The organism is Aeoliella sp. (assembly GCF_965227375.1).
Classification (GTDB): Bacteria; Planctomycetota; Planctomycetia; order Pirellulales; family Lacipirellulaceae; genus Aeoliella.
Window position 1 is genome coordinate 1250133 of record NZ_CBDDFX010000001.1, and the last position, 16294, is coordinate 1266426.

Genomic DNA, 16294 nt, shown 5'->3' on the forward strand with positions numbered 1-16294 from the left:
GCGCGCCCCTAACCGAACAACGCCAACAGCATGCGACTACCGGATTTTCTTATCATTGGTTCGATGAAGTCGGGCACGACGGGATTGTTCTTCGACCTGTGCGATCATCCCAAGGTGTACCTGCCCGACAACAAGGAGCCACACGCCTTGTGCGACGACAACGTGCTGACCGCCGCAGGCCAGCAGTCGTACGCGGCGCTCTACGAGGGGGCGACGGACGATCAGTTGGTGGGCGACGCCTCGACGGGATACAGCAAGCTGCCCGAACGGCCCGGCGTGGTGGAGCGAGCCACCGCGGTACTGCCGGACAACTTCCGTGCGATCTACATCATTCGCGAACCGATTTCGCGCATCATCAGCCAGCACTACCACGAGTTCTCGCGGGGCATGGTGGGACCGGACATCAACGCGGTGGTCCGCGAGCATTCGCGATACGTCGACTTCAGCCGCTACGCCTGGCAGCTGCGCCCGTGGGTCGAAGCGATTGGTCGCGACCGCATCCACGTGGTGCTTTTCGAGCGGTACAAAAGCGACCGCGACGCAACCGTGGCCAAGGCGTGCGAGTTCCTTGGCCTGGACCCCGCCGAGATGCCGGCGATCGACCAGCAGGAGGTGTTCAACGCGGGCGACGGCAAACCAGTGCCGGGCAAGGTGTGGAACGCCATTCGGGGCAACAAGCTGTATCAGAATCTCGTCCGACCGCTGGTCTCGTCCCGCGCCCGACATCACCTGCGGAAGTACTTCATGCGAAAAGCCCCGCCGCGTCCTGCCCCGCCGACGGCCGAGACCGTGGCCTGGCTGGAGGAACAATTGGCGGCCGATCGGGAGGAACTCACCACCCAATGGGGTCTTGAGGCCTGGCCCGCCAAGCAGGCTGCGGCCAATAGCCAGTAGCTAGATGAAGCGGCAGCGCTTTCCGCTCTAGCCAGCCGCTTGCATGCGGCAGATCATCGTCGCCAGGCGTTCGGGGCGTTTCCAAGTGCGACGCTTGGCTTTCAGCACCGGTCGCAGGCACGCCAGTGGCCCGCGGAGGTACGAGTACGCACCCGACCCTTCGATGTAGGCGAACTCGGGTTCGCCAAACCCGCACTTTCCAGCGATGTCGCGAATCTGCGCCGGGGAATTACAGCGGAACTGAACCGGGTAGTGATACTCTTCCACTTGGTTCTTGCGACGAATCAGCCGCAACAGCCATTCGTCGATGCCCATCTGATTCGCCCACTTGGTCATCAGAGGGATGAAGCTCTTGGCGTTGGGCGTCAGGAAGATGTAGATCCCATCCGGCTTCAGGCATCGCTCGAGTGTCTGGAAGAACTCAACTGGATGCTCGACGTGCTCCATCACCATGCTGGAGTAGGCGACATCGATGGAGTGGTCGGGCAGCTCGGCGGTCTCGAGCAGGGCATGCTGAAAGTTGTCGAACAGCCCGGCTTCCGGCTCAATCGACTCGTCCGGCTCCACGCCCCAGAATTCGGTCGAGGCTTCCTTCACCTTCCACTGGTGCTGCGTGTCGCGGCCGATTCCTTTTCCGCATCCCACATCCAGCGTGCGCCCGCCACCGCGACGCTCGAGTTCACCAACCACCACGTCGGTCAACACATGCGCATAGTTGCGGAAGTTCATGAAGTTGTACTGACTGCGCAGCCGGTCGAACGGCGAGTCGAGCGTTTCGTCGCTGGAGACAGTTGGGGCTTGCAAGAGAGCTATTCCTAGTCTTGTTCGGATCCGGTAGCGCTGAGGATGGGGGAGCCGTCGCAGCCATCTTGACGACCAGGCACTAGTCCGATCGTCGTTGGGGGAAGACGAAATCGGTAGGCGACTTGGTTTCGGTCTTGCGGCGACGGAACGCGAACAAGTTGGTGTTAACGTACTCGGGACCGTTGGTTTTGGGGTAGACCAAGCCGGTGCCAAACACAAGGCGACCTGCAAAGCAGAATAGCATCAAGGTAATGAACGCGCCAACGAGCTGAATGGTAAACGTGCCAATATCGCCGCGACACCAGCCGAATATGTGGCCCGACATCGATGCGAAACAAGCCATCAGGTAAGCGTTTCGCGGCTGCCGCACCATGAGCTCATCCCAGTACCGCATGCCCAGCCCCATGATCACGCCGTAGAAGACCAGCATGTGCAGACCTCCTTCGTGGAAGCCATGACCTACGATGCCCGGCCCCCAGGTCGCCCTGGTGCCTCTTGTTCGCGTCTTCTTTGGCAGCATGTAACCCAACCCCAATGGCTTGTCTTCCCAGAACGCCCGGGGGATCCAAATGGTGCTGACAAACTTCACGGTGTGGAAGGGTTCGGGGTCGTACTCGTTGCTGTAAATATGAATGGCGGCGAGCGACGTTTGAGCTGCGTTCTGGCCCAACATGGTTTCCAAGCCAGAAGTATTGAAGATTTCCTTGGGCAGTTGCGTAAGTGCTTCGGCAGCACTGCCCAAGTTTCGTTCCTTCATGTCGCCGCGGCGATCGAAGTGGCGAACGGCCGAGTACCCCAGAAGCAAGGAAAACGCTACCAGGAACATCGAGCCCAACAGAATCGACGTGGTCGCCCAATGTTTGTATCGCAAGGAAAACCAATACCAACAGATCGGTATGGCCATCAACACGCCGAGCATCGTTCGTCGTCCGCCACCGCCGAGAATCGACAGCAACATACTCAGGAGCAGCACGCCCAGCAGCGTGATTAATAGCACCGGGTTGCGCTTCGCCTGGAACCATGCGGCGAATCCCAACGCCACCGGGATGATGATGGCCTTGTTGCCCAGCTGCGCCAGGAACTGGGCCACGCCTTGGATGTTGGGAGCCACGAAGCCCACAATCGAGAAGCTAACCGCCGCCAAGGTCATGAAGTACAGCACGCCGGGCGTAGCGGCGGGCCACTTGCGCAACGTGCGACCAGCGAGCCGGCGAGGGAGCTTGATGACTGCGTACGCAAACAAGAATGCGACAAAAAACGTGATGGCCCCAGCGACGAAGTTCCTATAGTCCTGCGGCTCGTATTCCAATATTCGAAACTCGTCGGGCGAGTAAGCTGCCTTCAAGCCCGCGATGCCCACATAGTTGATACCGCCCAGCAGAAAGAAGTTCTTGGCGGTAAGCAGATCACCGGTGCCCCGAATGAATGGCACCACAATGATCAGGCCCAAGACGATGATGAGCCCCCAACAGCTGGGGATGAGGATTGTCTCGGGAGCCATGGATCTAACGGAGCAGGTCGGATTAGCAGGTGAAATGGGCCGGATCGAGAAGACACTTCTCTATCGATCGCTTGTTTCAGTGTACGTCATGCATAGCGCCGGAGGCCACCGCGAGGGAAAGTTGCCCCGCAGCAAAACCGGCACAATCGTCACGGCTGGTCCTCGCTGCCGCGGATAAACTTCATAGTTCGCCGGAGCGGTCCCGCGGGGACACTCCGCGTGGTGGCTCCGTCCACCTCCCGGGGGCCGCGCAACGCCGCGACACTACCCAGCCAAAATGCGGGTGCCTGCAGGGGCGTGGGCCTGCTAGCACCCGCTGTTTTGCACTTCTCACAAAGTGGCTAGAGCGGTTACATTTCAACTCTTCGCGCTGCTGGGTGAGCGGCGCTTCGCTCCCCGATTGTGTGCGTTTCGCCAAGGATGGAATTGTATGCACGCTTCGCCGCGTATTTTGATCGTCCGTTTAACCGCCATGGGCGACGTGATCCACGGGCTGCCGGTGGCTACCGCCCTGCGACGCCAGTTCCCCGACGCCATGATCGCCTGGGCCGTGGAGGGCCGAGCGGCTGAATTGATCGAGGGCCACCCCGACCTCGACGCGGTAGTGAACCTGCCGCGCCGCTGGTGGCGGTCGGTGCGTACGGCCAAGACGGTTCGGCGTCAACTTCGTGAGCTGAACTTCGACGTCGCGGTCGACCTGCAATGCCTGACCAAGAGCGCCGTTGTGGCCTGGATGAGCGGCGCCAAGCGGCGGCTGGGCGTCGCCGGGCGTAACGGGCGCGAGCTGAGCAAGACACTGAATAACGAGCTGACCGACGTGCGTGCTTCGCACGTGGTGGAGCACTACCTGGGGATCCTCGAGCCATTGGGTATCGTCGACCCCGAGGTCGAATTCAAGATGCCGGAGCGAGAGAGCGATGCGACCTTCGCGATCGAATCGCTGTCGCGACTGGCGCTCGCTGGGCAGCAGTTCGCCGTGCTGAATCCCGGCGCCGGCTGGCCTTCGAAGCTGTGGCCGGCCGAACGTTACGGCCAGCTCGCCCGTCATCTGTGGAGCGAGCACGGCATCAAGAGCCTGGCCGTGTGGTGCGGCAGCGACGAACGCCAGTTGGCCCAGCAGATCGTCGACACTAGCGACGGCCTTGCCGTATTGGCTCCCTCGACCACCATGACCCAGCTGGCCGCCATCACCCGCCGGGCCTCTCTCTTTGTGGGCTCCGACACCGGGCCGATGCACCTGTCGGTGGCCGTGGGTACTCCAACCATCAGCCTGCACGGCACCAGCCGGGCCGAGTGGTGCGGCGCCTACGGGCCGACGAACGCCTGTCTCCAGGCCTTCTACCAGGACGGCTCCGCCCGCGAGCGGCGGCAGGCCGATAACACGGCCATGCGGGCCATCGACCTGTCGATGGTCACCGAGGCGTGCGATAAAATGCTGTCCACACAGAACAAACTGGCAAAAGCTTCGTAGCATAGTTGAACCGGAGCCCTTGCTCGACCTATGCTCGAATAGAGGCCCTAAGCGCCAAAAACGGCGCTCCACCGTGGGCTTCGGTCGCCAGCTTGTATCCCATTGAGTGGGCATCCTGTGAACCCTCCCTCCAACGCGCGACTTCTCCACCCAGCCGCGGGTGTTGCTCATGTTGTATGCGCAGCGGTCGTGCTTGCGGTTCTGACTTCCAGTCCGTCGGCCGCCCAACCGCCGGAAGTACAGTTCGAGTTCCAGCAGCTCGCCAAGAGCCTGAACGTCTGCACGGCGACACCCCATGGCACCATCCAGCCCGGCGGCGACATCACTGCGGCGTTGCAGTGGGCGTGCAGCCATGCGGAAGAGCACCAGCAGCCGGTCGCCATCCCCGCCGGCAAGTGGCTGATCTCCGAAACCATCACCCTGCCCGCTCGTTCCGGGTTCACGTTGCTCGGCTCCGGCTGGGGATCCCCCGACGCGAACCGCTCGCACTCCGGTGTCCGCACCGTGCTGAAGTGGACCGGCGAAGAAGGCGGCACCATGATCCGCCACATAAGCCGTGACGTGCAGATTGGCAACTTCACGCTCGACGGCAACGGCAAGGCGGCCATCGGATTGCTGTTCGACAAAGAGGGCCGCGGCATCGGCACTGGTAAGACGATCATCGAACCGCTGTACTGCACTCGCATGAAACATGGCGTGCAGATCGGAGCCAACGAGGGCACCGGCAACGCCGACACGCTGCAGTTCCGTTGGCTCGAAGGCCAAGAGGTGTCCGAGTCCGTTTTGCACATGGTCAACAAGATGGGCATGAGCATCACGGTCGAGTTCCTGCAGAACGTCAGCAATGGCAAAACCAATCAGGTGGGCGTGTTGGTCGATGGGGGTGGGATGCTGTGGGTACAGTCGAGCCTCACCACGCACCGCGGCACGCTGCTCAAGATCAACAAGGATGCAGCCACCGGAAAGAACAACGGCTTCTTCCGCTTCAGCAACACCAAGGCCGACGCTCAAGCCAAAGATGGGTTTACCCTGGTAGACAGCGTGTGCCTCTCGCAGATTCGGTTGTTGTTCGACGGAGGCATCAACTCTTCGGATGCCATGCGGATCAAGCTGGCCGGCTCGAACTTCCTGCACCTGTCCGACTTTAGTTCGCGGTTCACCTCGATCACCGGCAAGTCGCACCGAGCGTGGGGCACGCCGGCCGTGCTGCTCGACGCGTGCCGGTGCTGGAACGATCCAAAACAGGCGCTCCAGGGCGACGTGAACCTGCGGATGCGCGATTGCACCAACTGGCAGAGCAAGTGGCTCGAGAACTTCGACTCGCAAACCGCGGCGGAATCGAAAGACGAACCGCCGGCCGCCGAGGCTCAGATCGAGGCTCAGCCTGCCACCGACTCGTAGAGCTGCGAAATATCTTCCACGTACTTGGGCCAGTTGAACCGGCTGCGGCAGATTTCGTTGCCGCGGCGGCCCATCGCCTCACCGCGCGAACGATCGCTCAATATCTCGAGAATCGCTTCGGCCAACTCCGGCGGCGACTGGGGCGGCACCAGCAAACCACTTTCGCCATGCTCCACAATCTCCGGCGCCCCGCCAGCGCGGCAGGCAATCACCGGGCGGTCGCATAGACCGGCCTCCACGTACACCAATCCGAACGGCTCGCGGTGCGAAGGTAGCGCCATCACGTCCACCGCCCGCATCATGTCGGGCACATCGCGGCGGAAGCCCATCAGGCGGAACCGATCGCCGATGCCGCGTTCTTCGATTCCCTGGGTCAGTTCCTCGCGCAACATCCCGTCGCCAAAGCACCAGAACTGGGCAGTCGGCATCTCGCGCAACACCCGCTCGGCCGCCACGATCAATTCGCGGTAGCCCTTCTTGATCGACAGATGCGCGAACGTACCCACCACTGGCGTGTCCTCGTCCACTCCGAATTCGCTGCGCACTTCGGCGCGAGAGCGCGTCGCCGCAACGTCGGCTGGCTCCACCGGCAGGTGCAGCGCGGTAATGCGATTCGCTTCGAAGCCCTTTTCGATCAGGTCTTCTTTCACTGCTTCCGAGCAAGTCACCAAATGCGTCTGCCCGCGGTGCCAATGGGCCGAAGTGAAACCTTGCACGTGGCCCACGGTCGGCAGACCGCCAACCCGCTCCAGCCAGCAGCACCACCAACTGGCGGTCGACAGATGCGAAGCGATGAGGCGTGCGCCCATCTCGCGGGCAGATCGCGCCAAACGCGACACGGCCAGCAGGTTCACCTTGCCGCCGATGCCGGCCGACTCGAAGTCGACACCCGCCGCGCGCAGCTCGCCAATCGCCGGGCTGTCGCGGTTCACCAGGCAGCGGTGATCGATCGGCCCACCTTCGGCGTGCTTCAATAGCCGCGCCAGAAACGTCTCCGCGCCCGCCATCCGCGAAGGAGTGATGGCGTGCATCACGGTCAGTTTATCAACACCTGCTGCACTGGTGGGTCGTACGTGTCGGCGGCGATGAACCGCAGCTACCTTGGCAATACTCATGATCGTTCTTCGGGGTCCAATAGCGAGCCGGACCGTCCCCGGTCCCGGAATGGTTGAATGGCAATGCGTCTGAACTACCCTGCCTTCCGCAGTCCCTTGTACAGGTACGGATTCAGCGTCGGGTCGTTGTACATCTTCATCTGGCGATAAACACGCAGCACCTTCTCGCCCGACTTCAACTCGTCGAGCAGTTCCACCAGCGACTGCGAAAGATCGGCGTGCTGCAAGTTGCATCGCGCGATCTTCTCTTCCACACCGTTTCGGTGCAGCTCGTCGACATCCGTGCGTTCGAGCTGCTCCTGCATGTGATAAATCCGCAGCGACATGATCGACAACCGATCGATCGCACTGCCCGGCGTCTCGGTGTTTAGCCGTGCGTCGCTCGCCGGCGCCACTTCCGCGTCGGCCAGCAGGTCCAACAACGCTTCGTCGACGCGCTCGATGTAGTCATTGCGATTCTGGTTGTAACCATCGATCGCCCGCTTCACCTGCGCGATCCGCTCGTCGCCCACATCCACGCTGCGAGCGATGTCCTCTTCGTGCCACAGCAGGAAGTTGAACTGATGTTGCTGGCAAACCGTGTTGAGCAATCCATCGTACGGATTATCTGGATCGACCTGATGCCAGCGAGCAACCGTGTCGTGCTGCAGTTGGGTGATTTCTCGAACGAGCGCCTGGGAGTCGAACGGCATAACAAGCTTCCTTGCGAGTGCTGCCTCAAGAGACATAAGACCGGGTGAAATTAGGAGTAGCTGGCGGAGTCTACGCATCCACCGCACAGCCAGCAAGGCAGATTCCCACCCCGCGTGCTAGCACTGGGTGCACCAGCCTTCGACCAAGGTCAACGTGCTAGTTCTGTCCGTTTTGTCCCACAACACGATCCATTGGCCCAAAACCGGGGGTTTTGTCCCACAACACGATCCATTGGCCCAAAACCCCAAGCGTTTTGGTCCACCACGGTTTCAAAAACCCCTTCTTTTTTCGATCAAACCACTCGGGGGGGGTGCGACAAAACCCACCACGTTGTTCCCCGCATGTTTCTAGTTGGGGCAAAACGATCGGCCGCTTGCTCCGCGCTCCGAGCGCGGTAGCAGCACCAAGCCGCTCGATCCCGACGACCGGTAGGTCGTCGGCTAGGGGGCCACCTATCTCACAGCTCAAGCGCTGCACTCCATTGTCCCGCACTCGGTGTAAGATTACTACAAGCACGCGTGGAGAAAGTGCAAAGTACGCTCCACGCGGTGGTAGCCGGATTCGCAAGAATTCGGACGATACGTCCACCCTCAATCGGCGGTCTCGTTCGAATCGCGCAGCAATTTACGCAAGCCGGCAAACGCCTGCCCCGCCGCAAACCGCCAATGTACCGGAAGGTTTGACTCCACGGTGCTACTGCTCCACCGCCCGTACGTTCGTCAACTCCACGACCACTGGGTTCGGCCACTTGTGGTCGTTGTACAGTCTTTGCGCGCGAACCACCGAGATCTTGAGCCCTTCGGGCGTTTGCTCGAAACGAGCCTCGGCGTCGGTGCCGGGAGAATACTCAACAACGCGGCCCGTCTGGCCTAGCACGCCGATCTTGGTAGCGTCGGTAGCTGTCGCGCTCTTGATCAGGAACTCGCGGCGGGCGCCGCGTTTCCAATTCGTGATACCGGTCAACATCGCATATACCGTGTCGGAATCCTTGGCTTTGGTGAACCAGATGTCGCCTTCATTCGCGACAACCCACGGGCGCGTTTTGTAGATTGCCCGGCCGTTGACGGCCATCCACAGCCCCACTTCGCGAAGCCGGGCGTCTTGCTCGACTGGGATTCGACCGTCCGGCATCGGGCCAATGTTCAACAAGAGCGCGCCGCCCTTGGCCCGCGTCTCGATCAGCATCTCGATCACCTTGGTACCTGACTTGTAACGTTCGTTCGTTGGCTTGTACTGCCACTGTGTGCCCATCGTGAAGCACGACTCCCACGGCCCCTTGGGTGCCTCGCCCGGGATGCGTTGCTCAGGCGTTTCGATCGCGCCGCGAGTGATCAGGCAATTGGGCTGCAGCGACCACGCGACCTCTTTAACGGGCTTCTCGCCGGCACCGTCGATGAACAGCACATCGACGTCGCCATAATTGCTGAACAGTTCAGTGCATTGCGCCTTGAGGTACTTAGCCAGCGGCTCGTGTTCGTTGGGCTCGAAGGGAAGCTGCTTGCGACTCGCTTCGTAGCCGTTCCGGTCGAGCCACCAAAAATCTTCGGGCGAAAAATAGAAGCCCACGCCGAGGTCCTGCCGCCGCACGGCATCGGCGTATTGCTTCACGATATCGCGGCCATACGGAGTGTTCATAATGCCAAACGGCGTCGTCTCCGTGTCCCACATGCAAAATCCGCTGTGGTGCTTGGTGGTGAATACCACGTACTTGGCCCCGCTGATCTTCGCCAACTCAGCCAACTCGTCGGCATTCCAATGGCGGGGATTGAATGTCTTGGGCAACTCGTTGAAGTACCACTCCGTGTACTCCTCGTCTGCCCCCACCAGGCTGTGGCTGATCACACTGCCCACCTGGCTGTCGAGGCTCCAATGAACGAACAGTCCGAACCCCGCATCCTGCAGCCACTCCAATCGCTCTGGACGATTGTCGAGCGTTGGTTGCGAGTCGGTAGGCGTATCCTGTGCCGCGACCACCGACGGAAGGGCAATCAACAGAGCGGAGACATAGAGCAGAAAACGGTGCAGTCGTAACATAAATGGTTTGCTTGTTGACGTCATTGGTTGCGTAATCTCTGCACGGGTAGCATCACTGGTGAGGTCTGCAATGCATTCTACATGGCAGTTGATACTATTAGATCAAGAACTACGAGAAATATTGCCGCTGCAAAACTTTGCAGCGCACTCTTCGAATCTGTTATTCTAGGGGGCGCACACGCTGAGCAACGAGGTTTGTGATCGTTCAACGCGAGGGGCCGTGTTCATGGAGATCGCTCGTCAACCGCCGCAGTTCTGCCTGAGGACGGCAGGCCTGTTGTGCGTCGTCGCAGTGGCCTCGCATCAGGCGATGGCCGAATCCAGTGCGCGGGTCGATTTTGATAGGCAGATCGCTCCCATCTTGATCGCCAACTGCGTGGAGTGCCACAACGCCGATCTGGCCGAAGGTGGATTGAGCCTGGTGGACGGTGCCGCCGCTCGTGCGGGCGGGGATAGCGGGCAGGGCATTCAGCCGGGCGATGCGGATGGCAGCCTGGTGCTGCAAAGGGTGCGCGAAGGAACCATGCCGCCGGAGGCTCACGAACCGCGGCCCACCAAAGAAGAAATCCAGCTGCTCGCCCAGTGGGTGAGCCAAGGCGCCGAGTGGCCCGAACAGCGAACGCTCAGTCTGTACGAGTACACCACCGAGCACCGCGCTGGGGAGGACTGGTGGTCGCTGCAGCCGGTCGAGCGGCCGGAATTGCCGGCGGCCGCTCCGCACGACTGGGGCCGCAATGACATCGATGCGTTCGTGTTGCAGCAACTCACCGCTGCGGGTCTGGAGCCATCGCCCGAAGCCGATCGGCGAACGCTTGTGCGACGGGTGTACTTTGATCTGATCGGCTTGCCGCCTACGCCCGCTGAGGTTGCCGCGTTTCTGGCGGACACTCGCGACGATGCCTACGAGCGGTTGGTCGATCGCCTGTTGGACTCGCCGCATTACGGCGAGCGCTGGGCGCGGCATTGGCTCGACGTGGTCCGCTTTGGCGAGTCGAACGGGTACGAGACAAACGGCATACGCCCCAACGCATGGCACTATCGCGACTACGTGGTGCGGGCGTTGAACGACGACTTGCCGTACGATCGTTTCGTCGTGGAGCAACTCGCGGGCGATCAGATCGGTGCGGATTTGGCCACCGGTTTTCTAGTGGGTGGGCCGCACGACATCGTCGGCATCAAGAACATCGAAGGTCAGCTGCAACAGCGGGCCAACGACCTCGACGACATGATCGCGGTAACTTCCACCACGTTTCTCGGTCTCTCGGCCAACTGCGCCCGCTGCCACGACCACAAGTTCGATCCGATCACGCAGCGCGAGTATTACTCGATGCAAGCGGTTCTCGCAGGCGTGGGGCATGGCGAACGAGACATTCGTCCCGAGGACTACGAAGAACGGCTGCGGCGCGAGAAGCAGCTTCGTGGTCAGCTCGCGGAACTCAACCGCCGGCTGATCGACTTCGATCCCGCGGCCACTACCATCGTGCCGGCCGAACCCGCGCGCCCCGCGGTCAATGCCCTGAGCAACGGCGATCGCTTCGAACCGGTCGAAATGAGATTCATACGGTTCACGATTCTCGCCACGAACGCCAGCGAGCCCTGCATCGACGAACTCGAGGTCTGGTCCGCGGAAGCCGAGCCGCGCAACGTGGCGTTGGCTTCGTTAGGCAGCGTCGCGTCCGCGTCGGGCACCTACGCCAACGGCTCCAGTAGCATCCATCAACTCGACCATATCAACGACGGGCGATACGGTAATCGGCGCAGTTGGATCAGCAACGAAGAGGGACAAGGGTGGGTGCAGATCGAGCTGCCAGAACCTGTCGTGGTGGACCGCGTGCTGTGGGCGCGAGACCGCGAAGGCGTGTATGCTGATCGACTCGCGACGCAGTACAAGATTGAAGTAGCGACCGAACCAGGCCAGTGGAAAACCGTCGCGACGTCCCACGACCGCAGTCCTTACGCTCCTGCGGAAGAGGGTAAGACCGAAACGGCCCAGCAGCCGGATGAAGATCCCGAGCGCGCCGCGTTGGTGGCCCAGAAGCAACAGATTGAGTCGGCGCTGCCGCTGACCAGCACCTTTAAAGCGTACTGCGGCACCTTCAGCCAGCCGCCGGCAACCCACCTGCTCTATCGTGGCGACGTGATGCTGCCGCAGGACGAAGTGGTTCCTGGAGGTTTCTCGGCAGTGGCAGACGGATTCCAGTTGCCGGCCGACACGCCAGAGAGCCAGCGGAGGCTCGCGCTCGCAAAGTGGATTGCCAGCGCCGACAACCCGCTGACCACGCGGGTGATCGTCAATCGGCTGTGGCACTATCACTTTGGGCAAGGCATTGTCGCCACGCCGAGCAATTTTGGCTTTCAGGGGCGCAAGCCGACGCATCCCGAACTGCTCAACTGGTTGGCCAGCGAGCTGGTCGCCCGGCAGTGGAGCTTGAAGCAAATGCACCGCCTGATCGTGTGCTCCAGCACCTACCGCCAGGCGAGTACGCCGCGCGCTGCTGCGCAGCGCGTCGATGCCGAAAACCGGCTGCTGTGGCGCTATCCCGTGCGGCGTCTGGAGGCCGAAGCGATTCGCGACGCCATGCTAACGACCAGTGGAGTGCTCGACCTGAAGGCTGGAGGACCAGGGTACGACGCTTTTGCGCCGAATGGCAACTACGTGAAGGTGTACGAGCCCAAGCAGCAGTGGGGGCCCGCGGAGTGGCGGAGGATGCTCTATCAAACCAAGCCGCGGATGGAACAGGACGCGACGTTCGGTGCCTTCGATTGCCCCGACGCCAGCCAGATTGCCCCCAACCGCTCCGTCTCGACCACCGCCCTGCAAGCGCTGAACTTGATGAACAGCCCGTTCGTCATGCAACAAGCGGGTCTGTTCGCCGAGCGCCTGGAGCGGGAAGCTACCGATGACGCTGAAGCCCTGGTCGACCTTGGTTTCCAACTCGCTTTCGGTCGTCCTCCCGATCAAGCGGAGCGTCAGGAGAGTCTCGAGTTCGTCTCGCAGCATGGGCTGGTTGCCTTCTGCCGGGCGCTGTTCAACGCCAACGAGTTTGTCTACATCCAGTAGTTATTGGGGCGCAATACCGTGAGTAATTCGCCACTATCCATCGACGGGCATCGGTTGCTTGATCGCCGGAGATTCCTGGGCGATGCCGCCGGTTCACTCAGTGCGTTGGCTCTGTCCAGTCTGCTGGCCTCCGACGGTGCGCTGGCGTCGGGCGTGTCCCGCGACGCGCCAGCCAGCCCGACATCCGCCCGCAGCCCACAGAGCACGGCGCGCGCCAAGCAAGTGCTGATGATCTTCTGCAGCGGTGCGTGCAGCCAGCTGGATACCTGGGACTACAAACCCGAACTGATTGCCCATCACGACCAGCCACTACCGGGCGATGCGGAGTTGGTGTCGTTCCAAAGCGTGGCTGGGAATCTCACGCGCAGTCCCTACACGTTCCGCCCGCGTGGTGAGTGTGGCAAATGGACTTCCGATCTGTTGCCGCGCTTGGGCGAACTGGTGGACGACATGTGTTTCATCCACTCGATGACCGCCAAGTCGAATACGCACGGGCCGGGTGAAAATCAGATGAGCACCGGGTTCACGCTCGACGGTTTCCCCAGCATCGGAGCGTGGACCACCTACGCCCTCGGCAGCGAGTCGCAGGATCTGCCAGCGTTCGTCGCCATTCCGGATCCGCGCGGCGTTCCCCAAGCGGGGCCCAACAATTGGTCGAACGGCTTTCTGCCTGCGGTGTTTCAAGGCACCGCGTTCAGCGCCAATCGCCCGATCGAGAACATCGCCCGCCCGGAGACTGTGTCGCGCTCCACCGACGATGCAACCCGCGCGTTCGTCCGTTCGCTCAACGAACGGCATTTGGCGTCGTTCCCCGGCGACAGCGAGCTGGCTGCGCGGATCGCCAGCTACGAAATGGCCGCCCGCCTGCAATCGAGCGCACCCGAAGTGGCCGATCTGTCGCGGGAGTCGATTTCCACACTCGACCGATACGGCATCAACGATCCCAATACGCTCACCGCCGGGTTCGGCCGCAACTGTTTGCTCGCCCGCCGATTGCTGGAACGCGGCGTGCGGTTTGTCCAGCTCTTCAACGGCGCCTATGCGATGGGCGAAGGGGTTGGCAATTGGGATGGGCATAAGCAACTCAAGTCCGACTACGACCGGCACGGCCCCGTGCTCGATCAACCGGCCGCCGCGCTGTTGGCCGACCTCAAAGCCCGCGGAATGCTCGAGGACGTGCTGGTCGTGTGGTGCACGGAGTTCGGGCGGATGCCGGTGTTCCAGAAAGGCGCGCAGGGTCGCGACCACAACCCCGATGGCTTCACCGTGTGGCTCGCCGGCGCAGGGGTGAAAGCGCCCTACTCTTACGGCGCCACCGACGCGTTTGGCCACCGCGCTGTCGAGAAAGTGACGACCATCTACGACCTCCACGCGACGATCCTGCATCTGTTAGGACTGGAGCACACGCAGCTCACCTTCACCCACAACGGCAGCCAGCGCCGCCTGACCGATGTGCATGGAAAGGTGTTGGACGAGATTCTCGTCACCGGGTAGTTGGCCTCACGCAGGCACCCGAGTTTAGCCTCCGAGTTCTTACGAAACCGGCTACAAGACATGCTAACGAACCTTCGGTCACGCTTCGTTATAGCTGCACTGGCATCGCTCTGCCTGCAGGTTGCTTATGCCCAGCAGCAACCGCAGCAGCGCGGCGGTGGACTGCACGGTTACATTAGCTATCAAGCGTCACAGCCCGAGGATCGGGCGGAGTACGGGTACGGTATGGGGTTCTACTCGGCGGCCTGGACGCTGGTTGACAAACCGCTCGCCCATTTTCAGATTGGCTTGGCAAGTGGTTGGATCATGCCCGACAACCGCGACAACAAAGACCGGCCGCTTGCGCCCGAAGGAACGCTGGCGCGAACGTGGAAAGAGCGCGGGCCTACGTGGGCGTCGGTGTTTCAGACGGTCGAAGGTGGCTTGGGTTACTGGCGGGGCAATCGCTTTCGCTATGGCCCTCCCAAGTTCAGCATGAACGGCACGCCGCAGTGCTACGACTACGAAGTCGGCTCGCCCGGCTGGTCGTTCTTCTACGACACCGAGGCCCTGCCCGACAATCGGCTGGGCATCGCTCAATTGAGCAACCGGTTGCTGATCCCGCCGGACGCACTGCCGCTGGATGGCGATCCCGCGGGACGGTTCTTTGGGTACACCTACATGGCGCTGCCGTTTACCGATCCAGTACCTTCAGTCGATGGTCACGCGCCGGTGGGCGACAAGGCGTGGACCTGTTTCCTCTCGACGGAAAACTTCAAGGGCCCGATCGCCTATTACATTCCCGAGACCTGGAGCAAGATCGCCGACGTGTTCGACGAGCCATTCCTGCATGGGCGAGGGCTCGATTCGCGGTCCGGCCTGATGGGTGGCGGGGCGATGGAGATTAACACGGTGCCGCAACTTACCGCGACCGACAACGCGGGTGTGCGGTACTCGAAGATTCCCACGCTACGTTTCCCGATCGACGAGCGCCGCCGCGCGGTGTTGGTGCAGGACGTGACTTACTACTCGCCGGCCGCGCTGTACAACGATTTTCTCGCTTGGCGGCGCGGTGGCAACGCACCTACCGGCCGGTTTGATCCCAAGGGCGCTTACGTCGCCAAGCTCAGCACCCGCACGCCGGGTTTCGATCAAGACAAGGCTCCGATGCGAGGATTTGCCGACACGTTCGACCCCCAGGTGTTCGATGACAACACGTGGGGATTGGTGTGGAAGTCCGATGGCGACGCGCCAGCGGGGCAGTTCCCACAGTACTACCGCCACGAAGAACAAGTGCGCGTTGCTGTCTCTCCCGATGAAGTACCGAAGGAAACCGGTTTGCATGATGCCCAGTTCAAACTCGCCGCGCCCGGCAAGCCGTTCACGTCTCCCCAATCGCCGGCTTGGACCACCCCAGGCGCGGCGTCGGAGCCGTTTCAGGTGACGCTCGGCGATGGTTCTTTGGTAACCTACGCGTGGTACCGCTTCGTCGACCAACCAAGCTTCCGGCAGTACAACTGGAGCGACGAAAAAAAAGCCGCTCTACAGAAGTTCGTCGAGCGGATTCACCACGCCTGGCCCATCGACCGCGACTACATGTCCCCGCCCACCTCGGGCGAGCTGGTCTCACTCGATCCTGCATTGCTTGTCGAGCCACCCGCGGGAATGGCGTTCGGCTACGTGCCGATTGTGCTGCGGCAGGAAGCAGTGAAGTAGTCGAGCATCGCACGGTTGGTGTATACTCGCAGATGCGGGTTGTGATTGGCCGAAACGAGGCCAGCACGCTTTTCACCGACCGATTCCGCGGGACAGCGTGAATTGGTCCCGCCTCGGTTGTTCAAAAGGCT

The 16294-nt window shown here is 61.6% G+C and carries 11 protein-coding genes; 6 read left to right on the forward strand and 5 right to left on the reverse strand.

The annotated features are described in order from the left end of the window. Positions 1-30: 30 nt before the first annotated feature. Positions 31-894, forward strand: a complete 864-nt coding sequence (locus ACQK2L_RS05205) for a sulfotransferase domain-containing protein (protein ID WP_425395870.1) — start codon at positions 31-33, stop codon at positions 892-894. Positions 895-921: 27 nt separating this feature from the next. On the opposite strand, the gene ACQK2L_RS05210 is transcribed toward ACQK2L_RS05205, so the two are convergent. Together ACQK2L_RS05210 and ACQK2L_RS05215 are read right to left on the reverse strand one after the other, a co-directional pair. Beyond that, positions 922-1698 (reverse strand): class I SAM-dependent methyltransferase, encoded by a 777-nt coding sequence (locus ACQK2L_RS05210; protein ID WP_425395871.1) that lies wholly within the window; start codon positions 1696-1698, stop codon positions 922-924. 79 nt (positions 1699-1777) lie between these two features. Then, positions 1778-3199 (reverse strand): hypothetical protein, encoded by a 1422-nt coding sequence (locus ACQK2L_RS05215; protein WP_425395872.1) that lies wholly within the window; start codon positions 3197-3199, stop codon positions 1778-1780. A gap of 337 nt (positions 3200-3536) precedes the next feature. Between ACQK2L_RS05215 and ACQK2L_RS05220 the strand changes: the two genes are divergently transcribed. Next, a complete protein-coding gene (locus ACQK2L_RS05220) occupies positions 3537-4670 on the forward strand; it encodes a glycosyltransferase family 9 protein (protein ID WP_425395873.1) in 1134 nt (377 codons plus the stop codon). A 189-nt stretch (positions 4671-4859) separates the two neighbouring features. Next, the gene (locus ACQK2L_RS05225) at positions 4860-6071 is read left to right on the forward strand and encodes a hypothetical protein (RefSeq protein WP_425395874.1); all 1212 of its coding nucleotides are present in this window, start codon (positions 4860-4862) and stop codon (positions 6069-6071) included. Here ACQK2L_RS05225 and ACQK2L_RS05230 read toward each other — a convergent pair. The 3 genes from ACQK2L_RS05230 to ACQK2L_RS05240 form a co-directional block, all read right to left on the reverse strand. Next, positions 6050-7186 carry a glycosyltransferase gene (locus tag ACQK2L_RS05230; RefSeq protein WP_425395875.1) on the reverse strand — a complete coding sequence of 379 codons (1137 nt, stop codon included), beginning with the start codon at positions 7184-7186 and terminating at the stop codon, positions 6050-6052. The two genes, ACQK2L_RS05225 and ACQK2L_RS05230, sit on opposite strands and share 22 nt — an antisense overlap. A gap of 74 nt (positions 7187-7260) precedes the next feature. Next, positions 7261-7878, reverse strand: a complete 618-nt coding sequence (locus ACQK2L_RS05235; RefSeq protein WP_425395876.1) for a DUF4254 domain-containing protein — start codon at positions 7876-7878, stop codon at positions 7261-7263. A gap of 694 nt (positions 7879-8572) precedes the next feature. Continuing rightward, a complete protein-coding gene (locus tag ACQK2L_RS05240; protein ID WP_425395877.1) occupies positions 8573-9913 on the reverse strand; it encodes an alpha-L-fucosidase in 1341 nt (446 codons plus the stop codon). 226 nt (positions 9914-10139) lie between these two features. On the opposite strand from ACQK2L_RS05240, the gene ACQK2L_RS05245 reads away from it, so the two are divergent. Genes ACQK2L_RS05245 through ACQK2L_RS05255 form a run of 3 tightly spaced genes read left to right on the forward strand, consistent with a single transcriptional unit; the run spans position 10140 to position 16163 of the window. Beyond that, a complete protein-coding gene (locus tag ACQK2L_RS05245) occupies positions 10140-12974 on the forward strand; it encodes a DUF1553 domain-containing protein (protein WP_425395878.1) in 2835 nt (944 codons plus the stop codon). 18 nt (positions 12975-12992) lie between these two features. Next, positions 12993-14468 carry a DUF1501 domain-containing protein gene (locus ACQK2L_RS05250; RefSeq protein WP_425395879.1) on the forward strand — a complete coding sequence of 492 codons (1476 nt, stop codon included), beginning with the start codon at positions 12993-12995 and terminating at the stop codon, positions 14466-14468. A gap of 60 nt (positions 14469-14528) precedes the next feature. After that, on the forward strand, positions 14529-16163 hold the full coding sequence (locus ACQK2L_RS05255; RefSeq protein ID WP_425395880.1) for a hypothetical protein: 1635 nt from the start codon (positions 14529-14531) through the stop codon (positions 16161-16163). Positions 16164-16294 lie beyond the last annotated feature (131 nt).

Excerpts from the sequence above, each read along its gene's own strand:
- ACQK2L_RS05205 (WP_425395870.1), top strand. The coding sequence starts at position 31 with ATGCGACTACCGGATTTTCTTATCATTGGTTCGATGAAGTCGGGCACG.
- ACQK2L_RS05215 (WP_425395872.1), bottom strand. The coding sequence starts at position 3,199 with ATGGCTCCCGAGACAATCCTCATCCCCAGCTGTTGGGGGCTCATCATC.
- ACQK2L_RS05230 (WP_425395875.1), bottom strand. The coding sequence starts at position 7,186 with ATGAGTATTGCCAAGGTAGCTGCGGTTCATCGCCGCCGACACGTACGA.
- ACQK2L_RS05235 (WP_425395876.1), bottom strand. The coding sequence starts at position 7,878 with ATGCCGTTCGACTCCCAGGCGCTCGTTCGAGAAATCACCCAACTGCAG.
- ACQK2L_RS05240 (WP_425395877.1), bottom strand. The coding sequence starts at position 9,913 with ATGTTACGACTGCACCGTTTTCTGCTCTATGTCTCCGCTCTGTTGATT.
- ACQK2L_RS05245 (WP_425395878.1), top strand. The coding sequence starts at position 10,140 with ATGGAGATCGCTCGTCAACCGCCGCAGTTCTGCCTGAGGACGGCAGGC.
- ACQK2L_RS05255 (WP_425395880.1), top strand. The coding sequence starts at position 14,529 with ATGCTAACGAACCTTCGGTCACGCTTCGTTATAGCTGCACTGGCATCG.